17 protein-coding genes are annotated in these 17,198 nt (G+C 69.9%); 8 read left to right on the forward strand and 9 right to left on the reverse strand.

The annotated features are described in order from the left end of the window. Positions 1-186 precede the first annotated feature (186 nt). On the reverse strand, positions 187-585 hold the full coding sequence (locus AC3X7R_RS05540) for a hypothetical protein (RefSeq protein ID WP_489964572.1): 399 nt from the start codon (positions 583-585) through the stop codon (positions 187-189). 388 nt (positions 586-973) lie between these two features. Here AC3X7R_RS05540 and nrdR point away from each other — a divergent pair, with 388 nt between their 5' ends. Then, positions 974-1,444 carry a transcriptional regulator NrdR gene (gene nrdR, locus AC3X7R_RS05545; protein WP_489964573.1) on the forward strand — a complete coding sequence of 157 codons (471 nt, stop codon included), beginning with the start codon at positions 974-976 and terminating at the stop codon, positions 1,442-1,444. A gap of 107 nt (positions 1,445-1,551) precedes the next feature. After that, a complete protein-coding gene (locus AC3X7R_RS05550) occupies positions 1,552-4,404 on the forward strand; it encodes a vitamin B12-dependent ribonucleotide reductase (protein ID WP_489964574.1) in 2,853 nt (950 codons plus the stop codon). 139 nt (positions 4,405-4,543) lie between these two features. Here AC3X7R_RS05550 and AC3X7R_RS05555 read toward each other — a convergent pair whose 3' ends face one another. Next, on the reverse strand, positions 4,544-4,942 hold the full coding sequence (locus tag AC3X7R_RS05555; RefSeq protein ID WP_489964575.1) for a VOC family protein: 399 nt from the start codon (positions 4,940-4,942) through the stop codon (positions 4,544-4,546). A gap of 194 nt (positions 4,943-5,136) precedes the next feature. Further along, entirely contained in the window at positions 5,137-6,363 is a 1,227-nt protein-coding gene (locus AC3X7R_RS05560) for an MFS transporter (protein WP_489964576.1), read from the reverse strand. Positions 6,364-6,544: 181 nt separating this feature from the next. Here AC3X7R_RS05560 and AC3X7R_RS05565 point away from each other — a divergent pair, with 181 nt between their 5' ends. Then, on the forward strand, positions 6,545-7,069 hold the full coding sequence (locus AC3X7R_RS05565) for a hypothetical protein (RefSeq protein ID WP_489964578.1): 525 nt from the start codon (positions 6,545-6,547) through the stop codon (positions 7,067-7,069). A gap of 24 nt (positions 7,070-7,093) precedes the next feature. On the opposite strand, the gene AC3X7R_RS05570 is transcribed toward AC3X7R_RS05565, so the two are convergent. Together AC3X7R_RS05570 and AC3X7R_RS05575 are read right to left on the reverse strand one after the other, a co-directional pair. Beyond that, positions 7,094-8,659 carry an APC family permease gene (locus AC3X7R_RS05570; RefSeq protein ID WP_489964579.1) on the reverse strand — a complete coding sequence of 522 codons (1,566 nt, stop codon included), beginning with the start codon at positions 8,657-8,659 and terminating at the stop codon, positions 7,094-7,096. 93 nt (positions 8,660-8,752) lie between these two features. After that, positions 8,753-9,118 (reverse strand): DUF3054 domain-containing protein, encoded by a 366-nt coding sequence (locus AC3X7R_RS05575; RefSeq protein ID WP_489964580.1) that lies wholly within the window; start codon positions 9,116-9,118, stop codon positions 8,753-8,755. 90 nt (positions 9,119-9,208) lie between these two features. On the opposite strand from AC3X7R_RS05575, the gene AC3X7R_RS05580 reads away from it, so the two are divergent. Together AC3X7R_RS05580 and AC3X7R_RS05585 are read left to right on the forward strand one after the other, a co-directional pair. After that, the gene (locus AC3X7R_RS05580) at positions 9,209-9,493 is read left to right on the forward strand and encodes a hypothetical protein (protein WP_489964581.1); all 285 of its coding nucleotides are present in this window, start codon (positions 9,209-9,211) and stop codon (positions 9,491-9,493) included. Positions 9,494-9,521: 28 nt separating this feature from the next. Continuing rightward, complete coding sequence (locus AC3X7R_RS05585) at positions 9,522-10,058, forward strand: hypothetical protein (RefSeq protein ID WP_489964582.1); 537 nt, start codon at positions 9,522-9,524, stop codon at positions 10,056-10,058. Here the strand turns inward: AC3X7R_RS05585 and AC3X7R_RS05590 are convergent. Next, entirely contained in the window at positions 10,055-11,623 is a 1,569-nt protein-coding gene (locus tag AC3X7R_RS05590) for a methyltransferase domain-containing protein (protein ID WP_489964583.1), read from the reverse strand. The two genes, AC3X7R_RS05585 and AC3X7R_RS05590, sit on opposite strands and share 4 nt — an antisense overlap. 65 nt (positions 11,624-11,688) lie before the next feature. Between AC3X7R_RS05590 and AC3X7R_RS05595 the strand changes: the two genes are divergently transcribed. Continuing rightward, entirely contained in the window at positions 11,689-12,261 is a 573-nt protein-coding gene (locus AC3X7R_RS05595) for a helix-turn-helix domain-containing protein (RefSeq protein ID WP_489964585.1), read from the forward strand. Between the two features lie 58 nt (positions 12,262-12,319). Here the strand turns inward: AC3X7R_RS05595 and AC3X7R_RS05600 are convergent, their stop codons facing one another. Beyond that, positions 12,320-13,492: a M14 family zinc carboxypeptidase gene (locus AC3X7R_RS05600; RefSeq protein ID WP_489964586.1), complete on the reverse strand. Its 1,173-nt coding sequence runs from the start codon at positions 13,490-13,492 to the stop codon at positions 12,320-12,322. 103 nt (positions 13,493-13,595) lie between these two features. Here AC3X7R_RS05600 and AC3X7R_RS05605 point away from each other — a divergent pair, with 103 nt between their 5' ends. Then, positions 13,596-15,377 (forward strand): acyl-CoA dehydrogenase, encoded by a 1,782-nt coding sequence (locus tag AC3X7R_RS05605; protein ID WP_489964587.1) that lies wholly within the window; start codon positions 13,596-13,598, stop codon positions 15,375-15,377. Positions 15,378-15,381: 4 nt separating this feature from the next. Here the strand turns inward: AC3X7R_RS05605 and AC3X7R_RS05610 are convergent, their stop codons facing one another. Then, entirely contained in the window at positions 15,382-15,750 is a 369-nt protein-coding gene (locus AC3X7R_RS05610; RefSeq protein ID WP_489964588.1) for a hypothetical protein, read from the reverse strand. A 117-nt stretch (positions 15,751-15,867) separates the two neighbouring features. Between AC3X7R_RS05610 and AC3X7R_RS05615 the strand changes: the two genes are divergently transcribed. After that, positions 15,868-16,275, forward strand: a complete 408-nt coding sequence (locus AC3X7R_RS05615; RefSeq protein WP_489964589.1) for a DUF7715 family protein — start codon at positions 15,868-15,870, stop codon at positions 16,273-16,275. On the opposite strand, the gene AC3X7R_RS05620 is transcribed toward AC3X7R_RS05615, so the two are convergent. After that, entirely contained in the window at positions 16,251-17,180 is a 930-nt protein-coding gene (locus tag AC3X7R_RS05620; RefSeq protein WP_489964590.1) for a contact-dependent growth inhibition system immunity protein, read from the reverse strand. The two genes, AC3X7R_RS05615 and AC3X7R_RS05620, sit on opposite strands and share 25 nt — an antisense overlap. Positions 17,181-17,198 lie beyond the last annotated feature (18 nt).

Here is a 17,198-nt window from a genome sequence, read left to right on the forward strand (position 1 = left end):
CGGGTTCCGCCCCCAAGAGCCTCCACCGGTCGCCTCGACCCCGGCCGGTGGATACAACTGAATAGCTTCCGCCGGTCGCCTCGACCCCGGCCGGCGGATGGGGAAGACAGGAGGCAGGGCCCACCCGTGGGCCCTGCCTCTCTTTCGTTCGTCCGGGCATCGGCGCCGGTCAGCTGACCCAGCACCTCAGCGGCGGGAGATGCGACGACCGCCCGGGGGGCGCGCAGGGGCGGCGGGGGGCTCCTCGGCCTCGGCCTCGGATTCGCTCGCCGCTGCTTCCTTCGCCAACCCCAGTGCCGCGGCCAGCCGCGAGGCCAGCATCAGGCCGACGAAGAGGCAGGCCATGGCGCCGAGGGAGGCGAGCAGCAGCATCCCCCAGCCGCTCGAGCTGCCGGACCGGCCGGCGCTGCCGAAGTCGATGGCCGCGTAGACGAGATAGCCCCAGGCGACGACGCAGAGGGTGATCCCGGCGGCGATCCCCAGGACCCGACCGTCGAACCCAGGGGTGGAGCCCGACGTCCGGGGTGCGCGCACGGAGCGGGCAGGCGCCGCGCGCCTCGCCCCTGCTCTCTTGCCCGTCGCCACCGGGTCATTGTGTCAGGCGCGTCCAGTCTCCTCGGCAAGGCACCGGCGTCCTTCGACACGCCGCGGTCCAGACCGACCGGGACCCCGGACGCCCCCCTGACCTGCGGCTTTACCCGTTCGTGACCGAGCCCGAAGAACCAGTTCGGCGAGTTGGTCCGTTCAGGTTGCGAACGTGGAGGTGGCGACGTACGGTTACCACTACATCTAGTAGTTACACGGTTGTGGTTTTCCACATGTAGTTAACAGCCAGTGAGGCGCAACCCACAGCCGGACGCGATTCATCCACAGGAAACAGCCACTCATCCACAGGTGTTAGACCTGTGAGGAGGGTGTCGTCGTGGTGCCCACCAGGGTGCTCCTCGTCGTACCCGGAACGGAAGGAGACCCCATGCACTGTCCGCACTGCCGGCACACCGACACGCGGGTCCTCGACTCCCGGGTCTCCGAGGACGGCGGCCAGATCCGCCGCCGCCGCACCTGCCAGAGCTGTGGCAAGCGGTTCAGCACCGTCGAGCAGATGCAGCTGCTGGTGCTCAAGCGCTCCGGCGCCACCGAGCCGTTCGCCCGGGAGAAGGCGATCCACGGGGTCCGCAAGGCCTGCAAGGGCCGGCCTGTCACCGAGGACCAGCTGGCCTGTCTCGGACAGGCCGTCGAGGACACCCTCCGCAGCGAGGGCGTCGCCGAGGTGCCGGCCCACGAGGTCGGCCTCGCCATCCTCAGCCCCCTCCGCGAGCTCGACGAGGTCGCCTACCTGCGCTTCGCCTCCGTCTACCGCGCCTTCGAGAGCGCGGAGGACTTCGAGGCGGAGATCGCCATGCTGCGCGCCGAGCGCGCAGCGCTGCCCGTCCCGACGGGCTAGCCCACGATCCGCCCGGCACGTAGTGGGGAAGCTGCGTGCCGGGCGCTCAACACAGAGCAAGACCAGATGACAGACCGACGCAACGAAGCCAGGACTGAGGAGAACCCATGACGAAGACGGTGAACAAGGGGGGACTGAAGATGCAGCGCATCTTCAGCACCGACGGCACCCACCCCTACGACGCGATCAACTGGGAGCGGCGCGACGTCGTCCAGACCAACTGGAAGACCGGCGAGGCCGTCTTCGAGCAGCGCGGCGTCGAGTTCCCCGACTTCTGGAGCGTCAACGCCTCCACGATCGTCACCACGAAGTACTTCCGTGGCGCCGTGGGCACCGACGCGCGGGAGTGGAGCCTCAAGCAGCTCATCGACCGCGTGGTGAAGACCTACACCAAGGCCGGCACGGACCACGGCTACTTCGCGACCCCTGCGGACGCCGAGATCTTCGAGCACGAGCTCACCTGGCTGCTGGTCAACCAGTTCTTCTCGTTCAACTCCCCGGTCTGGTTCAACGTCGGCACCTCTTCCCCCCAGCAGGTGTCGGCCTGCTTCATCCTCAGCGTCGACGACTCCATGGACTCGATCCTCAACTGGTACAAGGAAGAGGGCTTCATCTTCAAGGGCGGCTCCGGCGCCGGCCTCAACCTCTCCCGCATCCGCTCCTCCAAGGAGCTGCTCAGCAGCGGCGGCACGGCGTCCGGCCCGGTCTCCTTCATGCGCGGCGCCGACGCCTCCGCGGGCACCATCAAGTCGGGCGGCGCCACGCGTCGGGCCGCCAAGATGGTCGTCCTCGACGTCGACCACCCCGACATCGTCGAGTTCGTCGAGACCAAGGCGCGCGAGGAGGACAAGATCCGCGCGCTGCGCGACGCCGGGTTCGACATGGACCTGGGCGGCAAGGACATCACCTCCGTGCAGTACCAGAACGCCAACAACTCGGTGCGCGTCAGCGACGAGTTCATGCGGGCGGTCGAGGACGGCAAGGAGTTCGGCCTGCGGGCCCGCGACACCGGCGAGGTCATCGAGACCGTCGACGCCCGTGAGCTCTTCGCCAAGATCAGCAAGGCCGCCTGGGAGTGCGCCGACCCGGGCCTGCAGTACGACGACACCATCAACGACTGGCACACCAACCCCGAGACCGGCCGGATCACCGCGTCCAACCCGTGCTCGGAGTACATGTCGCTCGACAACTCCTCGTGCAACCTGGCGTCGCTCAACCTGCTGAAGTTCCTCAAGGACGACGACACCTTCGACGCCGAGCTCTTCGCCAAGGCGGTCGAGTTCATCATCACCGCGATGGACATCTCGATCTGCTTCGCCGACTTCCCGACCGAGTCGATCGGTCAGACCACCGTCGACTACCGCCAGCTCGGCATCGGCTACGCCAACCTCGGCGCGCTGCTGATGGCGATGGGCCTGGGCTACGACTCCGAGGGTGGCCGCTCGATGGCTGCCGCGATCACCAGCCTGATGACCGGCACCTCCTACAAGCGCTCCGCCGAGCTCGCCTCCGTGGTGGGCCCGTACGCCGGCTACGCCCGGAACGCCGAGGCGCACAAGCGGGTCATGCGCAAGCACCAGTCGGCCAACGACCAGGTGCGGGTGCTGCACACCGAGGACAGCCGGGTGCTCAAGCTGGCCACGAGCGCGTGGGCCGAGGTGATCAAGCTGGGCGAGAAGAACGGCTTCCGCAACGCGCAGGCCTCCGTGCTCGCGCCCACCGGCACCATCGGCTTCATGATGGACTGCGACACCACCGGCATCGAGCCCGACTTCTCGCTGGTGAAGTTCAAGAAGCTCGTCGGTGGCGGCTCGATGCAGATCGTCAACCAGACCGTGCCGCGGTCGCTGAAGAAGCTGGGCTACCAGCCCGAGCAGATCGAGGCGATCGTCGCCTACATCGCCGAGCACGGCCACGTCATCGACGCGCCGGGCCTCAAGCAGGAGCACTACGAGGTCTACGACACCGCGATGGGTGCGCGCGCGCTGGCCCCGATGGGCCACGTGCGGATGATGGCGGCGTGCCAGCCGTTCCTCTCCGGCGCGATCTCCAAGACGGTCAACCTGCCGGAGAACGCCACGGTCGAGGAGATCTCCGACATCTACCTGCAGTCGTGGAAGCTGGGGCTCAAGGCCACGGCGGTCTACCGCGACAACTGCAAGGTCGGCCAGCCGCTGTCGGGCGGCAAGGGTGAGAACAAGGGCACGGACTCCAACAAGGCCGTGGCCGCCCCGGTCGAGCCGACCGTGGTGGAGAAGGTCGTCTACGCCCCCACCCGCAAGCGCCTGCCGAAGTCGCGGGTCTCGCGGACCACGTCGTTCACCGTCGGTGGCGCCGAGGGCTACATGACCTCCGGCGCCCACGACGACGGCGAGCTCGGCGAGGTCTTCCTCAAGCTCGGCAAGCAGGGCTCGACCCTGGCCGGCGTGATGGACGCCTTCTCGATCGCGGTCTCGATCGGCCTGCAGTACGGCGTCCCGCTGGAGACCTACGTCTCGAAGTTCACCAACCTGCGCTTCGAGCCCGCCGGTCTCACCGACGACCCGGACGTCCGGATGGCGCAGTCGATCATGGACTACATCTTCCGCCGCCTGGCGCTGGACTACATGTCCTTCGACGAGCGGTCGATGCTCGGCATCTACTCCGCCGAGGAGCGGCAGCGCCACCTCGAGACCGGCTCCTACGAGCCGCTCGAGATCAGCGAGGCCGAGTCCCTGAAGACCGACACCGCGTCCTTCGACCTCGAGGACGTCGAGACCAAGGACACCCACGGTGCCGAGGCCCGCGAGGTGCCGGCTCGCCCCACCACGGGTGAGGCGCACACCTCCGCCGAGCTCTTCGAGAAGCTCACCGGGACCGCGGTCGACAGCCCGCTCTGCATGACGTGTGGGACCAAGATGCGTCCGGCCGGCTCGTGCTACGTGTGCGAAGGGTGCGGGAGCACCTCGGGCTGCAGCTGATCTGACACATGATCTGACGCACCCAGTATCGGCATGTTCGGCCCCGAGAGGAACCATCCTCTCGGGGCCGAACTGCATCCGTATTCGGGTGTGACAGGAGCCCCTGATCGAACCACGCGGGTAGTGGCGCGCGAGGGCGTCACTTCGGCTGCAAGAACTCCAGCCGATTCCCGTTGTTGTCCTCGGTGTAGAAGCGACGCATGCCGGGGAAGTTGTCATCCCACATCAAGGGCCACTCGTGGTCGATGAGCCGCTGCGCCAGTGCGCCGATGTCGGATACGAGTAGGCCGGGGTGGGCCTTCTTCTGCGGCTTGAAGTCCGATTCCACGCCGAGGTGGATCTCCAGTCGGTCGGCCCGCACCCACAGCCCGCCACGCGCGGCGAGTACCGGCGGCTTTTGAACCTCAGTGAGACCGAGGACTCCGACGTAGAACTCACGACAGGCTTCCTCTCCGTGGGGAGGCAATGCCAACTGCACGTGGTGAAGGCCGAAGTTGAAGGCGGTGGTCTGTGCAGGGTCTTCGTAGCGCTGACTCATGCGACGCTCCCGGTATCTTGATGTCAAGAGTTCGACCGTAGCCGAAGAGCCACGCGCAGTGCGCGCCGTCCGCCTTGTGGTGTGGATGAGCCGAAAGCGCAGCGCTGCGATTCCGGGGGCCGGCCGGTTCGCATGTGCTGAGGCAGGGGCGGTGAGGCCCGACCGAGCAGAACCGCAGTCAGCACCGGCGCCGCTCAGGTCAGGACTTCGCGTTGGTGCCGCAGGGGGCTGGCGAAGAGGACGACGGGCGACACGGCGACCGCGACGGCGATCAGCCACAGCGCGCCCCGCGCGCTGGTGCCCTCTGCGATCACCCCGGCAAGGAAGGCCCCGATAGGGATGACGCTCCACGAGACGAAGCGGACGGTGGCCATCGCTCTGGCCAGCAGCTCGGGTGGGCTCTCCTGCTGGCGGTAGGTGCGGGTGATGACTGAGAGAACCACGGTGAAGAACGCGAACAGTGCGTTGCCCAGCGAGAACGCGACCATGCCAACGACACCTTCGCCCAAGGGCATCAGCAGCACTGACGGGACGGAGAGCACGGCCGAGGCCAGCAACAGGCGTCCGGTGCCGAACCGACGCCCCAGCCGCGGCCCGAGGGATGCTCCGACCAGTGCGCCGAGTCCCTCGCTCGCGAGCACGATGCCGTACGCCGTGGGGGATGCTCCCAGCTCCCGGACGAGGTACAACGGGGTGAGCGTGAGCAGCATGCCGGAGGCGAAGTTGGTGGCCGTCGCGTCGATCATCATCGGTCGCATCAGCGGATGGCCGACGACGTAGCGCCAGCCCTCACGGATCTGCTGGACCATCGAACTGCGTGCGACACGGGGTCTCTCTGCGCGGGGGAGGGTCCACATCAGAACGCCGGAGACGAGATAGCTGACCGCGTCCACGAGCAGGGCCAGCGGCGCGCCCAGCAGCTGCACGATCACGCCGGCGGCCGGAGGCCCGCCGAGCTGAGTCAGAGCCTGGGTCCCGCTCATGAGTGAGTTGCGGGAGTTGAGCTGCTCCCTGGGGACCACGTGGGGGATGTAGGTGGTGTTGGCCACGAAGGCGAAGACGTTGGCGAAGCCGACCACCAGGGCGACGCCGAAGAGCGCCGGCATGGTGAGCAGGTCCAGCGCCCACAGCATCGCTGGCACGAGCAGGGCGACCGCGCGGACGAAGTCGACCCCTGCCTGGAGCCCGCGCAGCGGCAGGTGAGTGGCCAGCGCCCCGGCGGGAAGGGTGAGCAGCAGCCAACCGAGGTCGCCGGCTGCGACCAGCATGCCGACCTCCAGCGCGGTCGCGTCGAGCAGCACGACCGCGGCGAGCGGCAGCGCGACCGACGTCACGGCACTACCGACCTGGCTGGTGGTGGTGGCGGTCCAGTAGCGCCAGAACACGGAGGCAGGGTGCTGAGCGGTCTCGACGAGGGTCACGTGGGGACACCTTCCGTTAGTTCCGGAGTGGAACCTACGGCAGCGCCGCGACCCCTCGGCGTACAGCACTCCGAGGGCGAGCGAGGAGTTGCCCGAGACGGAGACCCCGGCGATCGCGACGAGCCTGCCGAGCGGCACCGTGACCTGGGGTCTGCCACACTCCGCGGGTGAGGTCCACCAGATGAGGCGCCTCGAGGTGGGCTTGTACGGCCTCGGCGCCTCGGTGCTGGCGGTCGTGCTGCTTGCCCACCTGCTCGAGAGCAGGGTCGCCGACGGCTACAGCCGGCTGATCGACGTCCTCGGTGGCGGCAGCCAGGAGGCCGCCCTGGTCGGATGGGCCGTGGGCTTCGCCTTGCCCGCCTGGGGCGGGGTGGGGCTGCTCGTTCCCACGATGCTCTCGCGCACCTGGTTCTGGGTCGTCTCGCTGGTGCTCTCCTTCCCGTTCATGTCACTGCAGCCCTCCAGGAGCAGGCGCGCCGCGGAGGTCGAGCTGGACAATTGGTTCTTGGGGGCCTTCTTCGACACCTACAACAACGCCATCGTCGTCGGGGTCCTCGCGCTGCTGGTCGGGATGGGCGGCCTCTTCCTGTCGACCCGGGGCAGACGGTCCGACGACTTCTGGCTCGCGGCGAGCGGAAAGATGGCGGCGCTGATCCTGCTCGGCGGGACCGTCGCCACGTTCGTCCAGGCCGTGGCGTTCGTCTGAGCGAACGCCGTCGGGGCAGCCGACCTACACCGGCTCCCGGGCCTCCGGCACCGTCGCGACTGCGGCGGCCACGACGGACGCCGGCAGCGCCGCCCGCACCCCCCACTCGAACATCACCAGCGCGAACACCGTGACCGCGACCATGTCGAGGCCGTTGGGGAGCCACTCCCTGCCCCCGCCGAACCTGCCGGCGTAGGTGAGCAGGAGCAGCCCGGCGTAGTACGGGCCGAGCCACACGAGCGAGCGCAGCGAGAGTGAGCGCGCCAGCTCCGGATCGCGAAGCAGGCGCCAGGCCAGCACCACCACGCCGACGCCGATCGGGATGGTCAGCTTGAGCATCGTCTCCCAGCCGGTCCAGTAGACGATCAGGCCGACCACCACGAAGGCGAACCGCGCCACCAGCGGCAGGGCGGGGAGCCGGAACGGGCGTGCCCGATCGGGGACCCGCCGGCGCAGCACGACGACCGTGATCGGGCCCAGGCACATCGACAGCACGATGGCCCCCGAGTTGAAGGAGAGCAGCTCCGACCAGCCGTCGCGAAAGGCGAGCAGCAGGGCCAGCCCGACCACCAGGTTGAGCACCATCGCCCGCAGCGGGACGCCGTGGCGCGAGAAGACAGCCAGGGCGCGCGGGAAGAGGCCGTTCTCGGCGACCGCCACCGTGAGCCGTCCGCTGGAGGCGGTGGAGACCAGTCCCGCACCGAACGGCCCGAGCACGGCGTCGGCCACGACCAGCTTGGCGAGGAGCGCCATGCCCAGCCCCGAGAGGATGGCTGCCAGCGGACCGTTGGCCCCGCCCTGGTCGAGCCTCGCCCACCCTCGGTCGAGATCAGCGGGGTCGACCGCGCCGACGAAGCCGAGCTGCAGCACGGAGAAGAGGACGACGCAGATCAGGATGCCGCCCACGAGCGCGACCGGGATGGCCCGCTGCGGGCGCCGTGCCTCCCCGGCGAGGTCGAGCGCGTGCCGGAAGCCGAGGAACGCGAAGACCACCCCGCCGGTGGTGATCGCGCTGAGCACGCCGGTCAGGCCCTCCGGAGCGAAGCCCTTCTCCTGGATGGGGGCGGTGGAGAAGCGGGTCAGCAGCGCGACGGCGATGACGAGCGGGATGAGGAGCTTGACCCAGGTCACCAGGGTGTTGATTCGGGCGAAGAGTGCGACCCCGAACGCGTTGAACGCCGTGAAGACGGCGAGGACGAGCGCTGCGGCCACGACCCCTCCCGCACTGAGCGCGCTCTGCCCGTTGGCGGATACCCCGGCGACGAAGAGCCAGTCGAACGCCGGCTCGTTGCTGGCGTACTCGAGCATCGCCTGGGTCTCGATCGGCGCCGCCGTCACGTAGCCCACCCACGCCACCCAGCCGATCGCGATCCCCACCCCCTGGCCGTGGCTGAAGGTGGGCAGCAGCCCGAGGCCGCCGACGACCGGCAGCATGGCCGAGACCTCGGCGTAGACCAGGGCCACCGCGATCAGCATGATCCCCGCGATGGGCCAGGCGAGGATCGCGGCGGGACCGGCCTGCTGCGCGGCGAAGAGCGGGGCGAACAGCACTCCGGAGCCGACGACGCCGCCGATTGCGACGAAGGTCAACCCGAGAGTGCCAACCGAGCGATTGGGAGCTTGCGGCTCGTCCATCACCTTGCACGGTATCCGGGTTCCGGCGACGAGGAACGTGCGCCGCGCTCAACCCCGTCGTCGAGCCACCAGCGACCCGATGGCGCGCCACCCCAGCATCGCCGCACCGAGCACGCCGGTGGCCACCAGGACGAACGACCATGCGGTCCCGTCCCCGGTGGCCTGCCGCAGCGCCATCCCGACCGCCACGGTGACCGGCCAGATGACGGCCCCGGCGAGCACGCTGACGGCGGGCCGGCCCCGCAGGGCCGGGACGAGCATCAGCAGCAGGTGGCCGAGGACGGCACCCACCGCGAAGGGCCACGCGATGTCGAGGACGGCGATCAGGCCGTCCTCGCCGTCGTGGGAGCGGCGACCGAGCGCCGAAAAGACGAGCACCGCGAGGAGGTCGAGCAGGAGGGGGATGGCAGCCACGCGTCCAGGCTAGGCGCCGACCCCGCGTAGCCCTTTGGCATCCCCGTCGTTTCACAGGGTGTGGCGGTCTAGCCCAGTGGGAGGTGGAGCATGAGTGAGCTGACACAGTTGCTGCAGGAGATCAACGACGGTCGGGTGGACGTCGAGGACGCGGCGCCCAGGATCGCGCGCCTGGTGTCGACCGTCCCCGACGATCAGCATGCCGACGGGGATCGACTCAGCCGGTTCGAGATCATCCAGATGAAGATGGAGGGGGTGCTCGACGGGCCCTCCGAGAGCCTCATCCAGGTGGAGGTCGCGCACGTCGTCGGTGAGCTGACCGACGAGCAGTACGACGTGATCAGGACGGCCGTCGTCCAGGTGGCGCTCCGCTGAGCGCCGGCCGTACGCCAGACTGACGCCCATGTCGTCGTCCCAGCCTGCCGCCACCACCAGCTTCGCCCAGACCGTCCGCATCCTCACCGGGGCCTTGGTCGGTGCCCCGGTCCTGATCGGACTGGTGCTCGCCTTCGTCGGGAGCAACGACGCGGAGTCGGCCGACGGCTGGCTCACCGGCACCCCGGACCCGATCTTCGCCGGGGTCCTCGTCGTCGCGGGGGTCGCCCTCTTCGCGCTCATCCCGGCGATGGGCTACAACCTGCCGCCCCTGGCCCCCGGCACCGAGGCCGGCGAGGCCCGCAAGGCGGCGCAGGGGCGCTACCAGACCGGCATGATCCTGCGGTTCGCGCTGGCGGAGGCGCCGGTGCTGCTCGGGATCGTGCTCGCCTTCCTCGACTCCTCGTTCCTGCTCTACCTGCTCGGCGCGGTCATCGGCCTGACGCTGATGTGCCTCCACGTGCTGCCGACACGGCGGGTGGTCGAGCGGTCCGCGGAGGTGCTGGAGGCGAACGGCGTCGACTCCGGGCTGCGTCAGGAGTTCGGCTACGGCGACCGGCTCTAGAGTCGCCGCGCCCGCAGCACCGAGTCCCGCACCTTCATCTCCTCACCTGTCTGTGGGTGCGCTTGGGTGCGGTCGCGCGCCTCGCACACCTCGACCTCCCACTCGCCGTCGGCGAGGGCGGGGAGCAGCGACTCCGGGGTGAAGAGGAACGAGCGGTGCCCGTGCCGCACCCCGGTCGCGTGGTCGTGCGGGTGGTGGCCGACGACGAGCAGGGTGCCGCCGGGCGCGACCGCCGACGCGAGCCTCCCGGTCACCTCCACCATGCCGCCGTCGGGCAGGTGCATGAACTGCGAGCTGACCAGGTCCCAGCGCTCCTCGCCGGGCTCCCACGTCCGCACGTCCGCCCGACGCGTCTCGACCCGCTCACCGACGCCCGCGTCGCCCGCGTGCTCGCTGGTCTTCGCCAGCGCCGCCTCGGCGAAGTCGAGCGCGGTGACCGCCCAGCCCTGCTGGGCCAGCCAGATCGCGTCGGCCCCCTCGCCGCAGCCCACGTCGAGCGCCCGGCCCGGCGTCAGCGACGCGGCCTCCGCGGCGAGCTGCGGGTTGACCCGCCCGCTCCACACCCGCTCCCCGGAGTAGCGCTCCTCCCACGCCGGCTGCTCGAACCGGTGGGCCCGCGCCTCCGCGACGGCCTGGGCGGCATCGGCGGCCGCCAGCTCCGCGTTGACGAAGGCGCCGACCCGGATGCCGTGGGCGGCCGAGGCCATCAGGGTCATGCTGAGGTCGGTGGCGTTCCCGGCGGCGTACACGCCGGGCACGCCGGTCGCACCGAGGGCGTCGACCGTGAGCACCGAGCCCATCGTGGTGCCGCCCATCTCGAAGGGCTCGGGCGCCAGCCCCAGGGGCGCCAGGAAGTCGGCGCGGACCTGCGGCTTGGAGGCCACCACGACGGCGTCCCGCTCCAGCAGCGAGCCGTCGGCCAGGCGGAGCCCGACCAGCCGGTCGCCCTCGACCACGACTTCGCGCGGGGTGCCCTCCAGGAGGCGTACGCCGATCGCCTCGAGCTTCTCGACGTCGGCGTCGGGCAGCTCCACGCCGTCGACCACCACCATGACGACGTCCTCGGAGAGCTGCCGGAAGAGCAGTCCGTGGTGGGCGGCCACCGGGCTGGTGGCGAGCACCGCGATCGCCTGGTCGCGTACCTCCCACCCATGGCAGTAGGGGCAGTGGAGCACGTCGATGCCCCACCGCTCGGCGAGGCCCGGGACCTCGGGCAGCTCGTCGACCACGCCGCCGGTCACCAGCACCCGCCTGCCCGTGACCTCGCGCCCGCCCGCGGTCGTCACCACGAACCCGTCGGCGGACCCGGTGACCCCCGTCACCCGGTCGGTGACGACCTCCACGCCGTACTCCGCCACCTCGGCCCGGCCGCTCTCCAGCAGCTCGAGCGGGGCGACCCCCTCGCGGCCCAGGTAGTTGTGGGCGTGCGCCGACGGCGCGTTGCGCGGCTCCCCGGCGTCGATCACCAGCACCCGGCGTCGCGAACGCCCCAGCGCCAGCGCGCCACTCAGGCCGGCGGCTCCGCCACCGACGACCACCACGTCATAGCTCGACTTCTCACTCATGCCTCCAGCATCACCCCGACCCGGCACGTTGACAAACATCTTTGCTGATCTGGCAAGGTGGGCCCATGGCCGACCCCGTCACCGACCAGGACGTCCTCCGAGGAGTGGGCCCGCGACTGCGGCAGCTGCGGCTCGAGCGCGAGGCGACGCTCGGCGACCTCGCCGAGGAGACCGGGATCTCGGTGAGCACCCTGTCGCGGCTGGAGTCCGGGCAGCGCAAGCCGACCCTCGAGCTCCTCCTGCCGCTGGCCCGTGCCCACCGGGTCGCCCTCGACGAGCTCGTCGACGCCCCGGAGACCGGTGACCCGCGCGTCCGCTCCAAGCCGGTGACCAGGCACGGTCGCACCTTCATCTCCCTGACCAAGCGGCCCGGAGGCTTGCAGTCGTTCAAGCTGATCCTCCCCGTCGACGACCAGCCCCGGGCCGAGCTCCAGACGCACGAGGGGTACGAGTGGATCTACGTGCTCAGCGGCCGGGTCCGCCTCGTGCTCGGTACTCGCGACCTGGTGCTCGAGGCGGGCGAGGTCGCCGAGTTCGACACCCGCACCCCGCACTGGATCGGGAACCCCGGGCCGAGCCCCGCGGAGGCGCTGGCGATCTTCGGTCCGCAGGGGGAGCGCATGCACGTGCGCTCTTGACGCGACACCGCCCCCGCCCGGTCGAGCCGGGCGAGGGCGATGAGCAGCGCGCAGTGGGTCAGCTGCGCGGCACCGGCATCCGGTTGGGGATAGCCTCGTAGACGTCCGGGTTCAGCGAGTCCACCGACCCGTCGACGATCGAGTCGATCAGCCCCTGGAGCCCGATCTCGACCTGCTTGGTCAGCATCCCGTTGCCCTTCAGCCCGGTCGACTGCGTCTGCGAGCTGGTCTCGAAGAGCACGGTGGCGCTGCCGCGCAGGGCGAAGGAGCCCAGCGCGGTGCCGGGCAGGTCGGTGTCCTGCGGGTAGAGGGTGACGTCACCGAAGCCCGACCCGTTGCCGGCCCGGTCCTTGAGAGCGTCGTAGATCGCGACGTTCGCCCGGCGTGAGGCGTCGTAGTCGAACTCGGGCCAGGTGCCGTGCTCGGCCGGGTCGGCGATGAAGCGCCCTGAGATGGAGAGCGTGGAGAGACGGTTGGTGCCCTCGACGAGGTAGCACGGGCCCTGGTTGTGCAGGTCGACGAAGTAGTCGACCGTGCCGAACTCCTGCTCCAGGTCGCGGTAGACCTCGCGGACGGTCTGCGCCTCCGGCGTCAGGTACCAGCCCACGGAGCCGCTGTCCCCGGGGAGGTCCTCGGCCTGGGGCACGTAGTCCAGGTCGGGGTTGAAGTCGCGGTTGGTGTCGAAGCCGGGCACGTTCGCGTTGTAGTTCCACGAGGGGGCCGAGCCGGCCAGCTGCGGGAACCGCGCGACAGTCTGCTCCCAGCTCTGGTCGTTCTGCCGGTGCTGGTGCTCTCCGCCGTCGACGTTGAGGCGAGGGATCGCGATGATCGTGATGCCCTCGCGGGTCGCCTTCGCCGCCGGGCTGTTGCCGCCCAGCTGCTGCAGCATGTGGAGCAGCGCCTCGGTGCCGTGGTTCTCGTTGCCGTGGATCTGGGACTGCACCAGCATCACGGTGTCGCCGGTGCCGACCCGGGCGGAGTAGATCTCTCGGCCCTCGTTGCTCCGGCCGATCACCTCGACCTCGACGTTGCCCTTGCTGGTGCGCTCGATCTTGTCGAGCGCGGAGGTGAGCTGGGAGTGGTTGACGAAGCCGGCGGAGTTGCCGCCGGCTTCGGTGCCGCAGTGGGAGTTGACCGGCTTGGCGGTGGCGGGGGAGCCGACGGCGAGTCCGGTGAGGCTGAGGGCGAGTGCCCCGGCGAGGGTGAGCGCCGGAAGACGACGTGGGGTCACGAAAGTTCCTTCTTTCCCGAGAATTAGAAAGGTCCGCTCACCCTCGGTGAGTACTCGCCAGTAGGCAAGGGCCAGCCACGGTGCATCCGGGTAGCCTGCGGCGATGAGCGAGATCATGTCCCGGGCCGACCTCGAGTTCCTGCTGTTCGACTGGCTCGACACGGAGGGTCTCGTCAAGCGGCCGCGGTACGCCGAGCACTCGCGCGACACCGTCGAGGACCTGCTCCGGCTGGCTGAGCAGATCGCCACCGAGTCGTTCGCCCCGCACAACCGCAAGGCCGACCTGGAGGAGCCCCGCTTCGACGGGGAGAAGGTCGAGCTGGTCCCCGAGGTGGAGCCCGCGCTCCGCGCCTTCGCCGACGCCGGCTTCCTGGCCGCGCCGCTGTCGGAGTCCGTCGGCGGGCTCCAGCTGCCCACCTCGGTCTTCAACGCCGCGATGGCGTGGTTCCACGCCGCCAACGTCGGCACCACCGGCTACGCCCTGCTCACCATGGCCAACGCCAACCTGCTCACCGTGCACGGCACCCCCGAGCAGGTCGAGCGCTACGTGCAGCCGATGATCGAGGGCCGCTTCTTCGGCACGATGGCGCTCTCCGAGCCGCACGCCGGCTCCAACCTCGCCGACATCACCACCCGGGCCGAGCCCCAGGACGACGGCAGCTACCGGCTCTTCGGCCGCAAGATGTGGATCTCCGGCGGGGACCACGAGATGGGCGAGAACATCGTCCACCTGGTGCTGGCCCGCACCCCCGGCGCCCCGGCCGGCACCAAGGGCGTCTCGCTCTTCCTGGTGCCCAAGCACCTGGTCGCCGAGGACGGCTCGATCGGCGAGCGCAACGACGTGGTGCTCGCCGGGATCAACCACAAGATGGGCTTCCGCGGCACCGTCAACACCGCCCCGGTGCTCGGCGACGGCGCCTACACGCCGGGCGGTCGCCCCGGGACGGTCGGCTACCTCGTGGGCGAGCTCAACCGCGGGCTGCCGGCCATGTTCACGATGATGAACGAGGCACGGATCGGCGTCGGGCTGGGCGCCACCGCACTCGGCTACACCGGTTACCTCAAGTCGCTGGCGTACGCACGGGACCGGCTGCAGGGCCGACCCGCCGGCGCCTCGCCCGACACCGCGCAGGTGCCGCTGGTCGACCACCCCGACGTGCGGCGGATGCTGCTGGCGCAGAAGTCGTACGTCGAGGGGGCGCTGGCGCTCAACCTCTACTGCGCCCGACTGGTCGACGACATCGCCTCGCTCGACGACGCCGAGGAGGCGCGCGCTGCCGAGAAGCTGCTCGGCGTACTCACCCCGATCGCGAAGAGCTGGCCGTCGCAGTGGTGCCTGACCGCCAACGACCTGGCGATCCAGGTGCTCGGCGGTGCCGGATACACCCGCGACTTCGACGTGGAGCAGCACTACCGCGACAACCGGCTCAACCCGATCCACGAGGGCACCCACGGCATCCAGGCCCAGGACCTGCTGGGCCGCAAGGTGCTGCTCGACGGGGGCGCCGGCCTCGGACTGCTGGCGGACCGCATCCGGGCGACGATCAGCCGGGCTCAGCCGTCTGCGCAGTCCTACGCCCACCAGCTGGGCGACGTGCTCGACCGCCTGCTCGAGGTGACCGGTCAGGTCGCCGGCCGCGGAACGCCCGCCGAGATCCTGGCCGACGCCACCGCCTACCTGGAGGCGACCGGGCACGTCGTCGTCGCCTGGCTCTGGCTGGAGCAGCTCCTGGTCGCCGAGGGCCGCGAGGGTGCCTTCTACGACGGCAAGCGCGCCGCCACGGCCTACTTCTTCGGCCGCGAGCTGCCGAAGGTCGGTCCGATGCTCGATCTGCTGGCCGCCGGCGACCGGACGACGCTGGACCTGGATCCGGCCTGGCTCTAGCCGGTCACTCCTGCTCCCAGGGAGCCTCGTCGCCCATCTTGGCGTAGTACTTCGCGAGGTGACTCTTCACCCGGTCGATGTCTCGCTCGGGCAGGTCGACCCCACCCCGGCTGCCCGCCATCACGTTGCCGGCGGCCATCACCCCGCGGGGGACGGCGACGAGCTTGCCGTCGATCACGTCGGCGATCAGCAGCTTGTAGGCGGTGAAGTTCTCCTTCTTCTCCGCGTCGTACCAGAGGTGAGTGTCGCGGTACTTCTCGTTCGGCTCGTCCTCGGCGCCCGCCCACTTCCGGACCCGCTTCTCCGCGGCACCGCCGTCCCAGGCGCGGTCACGGCCGGTGAGCGGGAGGTCTTGGAAGCTCGTCACGGCCATTCCTCCACTGTCTAGGCGGAGGAGTCAGTGGTCAATACCTCCGCGTGAAGGGACGCTCGCCCGAGGGCCGTCCCTTGTCGGTGGGCGCCCCTAGGTTCCTCGCCAGGAGGTAGGGACATGAAGCTGCTGGTGGCGACCGAGAGAACTCAAGGGACGGTCGAGGAGGACTACGCCTGGTGTGTGCCCGGGGAGCTGCTGTGGCTCCCCATGATGTGCGACGACGACCGGTTGTACCCCGAGCACGGGTGCGGCTGCAGTCGCGGGTTTGGTGGGCTCACGAGCCACAAGGCCACGACGACGGGCGAGATCGTGGAGCGAGACTTCAATGACGCGGACCTGCGCCTCGCCGTGACCACGAGCCTGACCGACCAGGGGTGGCTCGGGCCGGCAGTGCCGCCGGCGCTCCGGGAGGAGCTGGTGGCGGAGGTCTTGGAGGACATCCGCAAGGTGACGGGCCACTTCCGCGTCGGTGCGGTCGTGCGCCGCGCCGGCGACCAGCTTTATGAGCCGCCGTTGTTTCCCTGACCGAGGTCCGAGCGCGCTTCGTGGATGCGGGCGGCGAGGTCGTCCAGCCAGGCGTGCCAGGTCTCGTCGCGGACGAGGCTGAACTGAAAGCCGAACTCGTCGAGCAGGGCCTCGAGCTCCTCCTCGGAGAGGGGGCGGAGCCGCTCGATCTCTTCGAGGAGGGCGTCGGCATAGGGGCCGGATCCGGTGGCGAAGGCGCTAATGAGTCCCTTGTAGTCGTGCTCCATGTCCCACCTCCGATGGAAGTACGCGTCGCCGAGGTGCCGGAGGCCGGGCAGATCCGTGCGCCCGCGTCGGGGGAACTCCGGGAATGAGTTCACAACCCGGAACTGCCCGGGCTGGTCCGAGTCCTGAGCCAGGATCACCCGGACCACGTGCTGCTCGGTCATCCCCATGGCGTAGTTGCCGACGGTGCCGACCGTCTTGGGGAAGGTGCCTTCGATGACGAGTCGTTCCTGTGGGGTCTCCAGCCAGCGCTCGATCTCGTTCCGGTGCGCGTCGATGACGGCACCGGTCACCTGCTCGCCTGTCTCGTCGTCGGTGAAGGACATGGAGTATCGCCCCCTGCGCCAATCGGTGAACGGGGGCGGAAGTAGTGAGTCGTCGGGTCCGAGGCGCGCGCGGCGGGCCACCTCGGTGAGCCACTCCCGATGGCCGCCGGGGAAGTCCGAGCCGGTGTAGCAGCAATGCTCGTCGTAGAGGTAGGTCGTCAGTTCTTCGTCGTCGAACCTGGCGAGGAGCCGGTCGATCTCCCGCGGGAGCCGGCGGGGCAGGTCTGCGGAGTTGCGCAGGTAGTCGTCCAGGACCAGCCAGACGTTGTCGTCGTACATGTGGTCCCAGTCCTCGTGAAAGTAGGCCGCGACCAAGTGCCGCAAGGCGGGATACCGCTCACTCATGTCAGTCATTTGGTCACCCCCTGCCCG

The organism is Nocardioides sp. Z22_16, assembly GCF_058134365.1.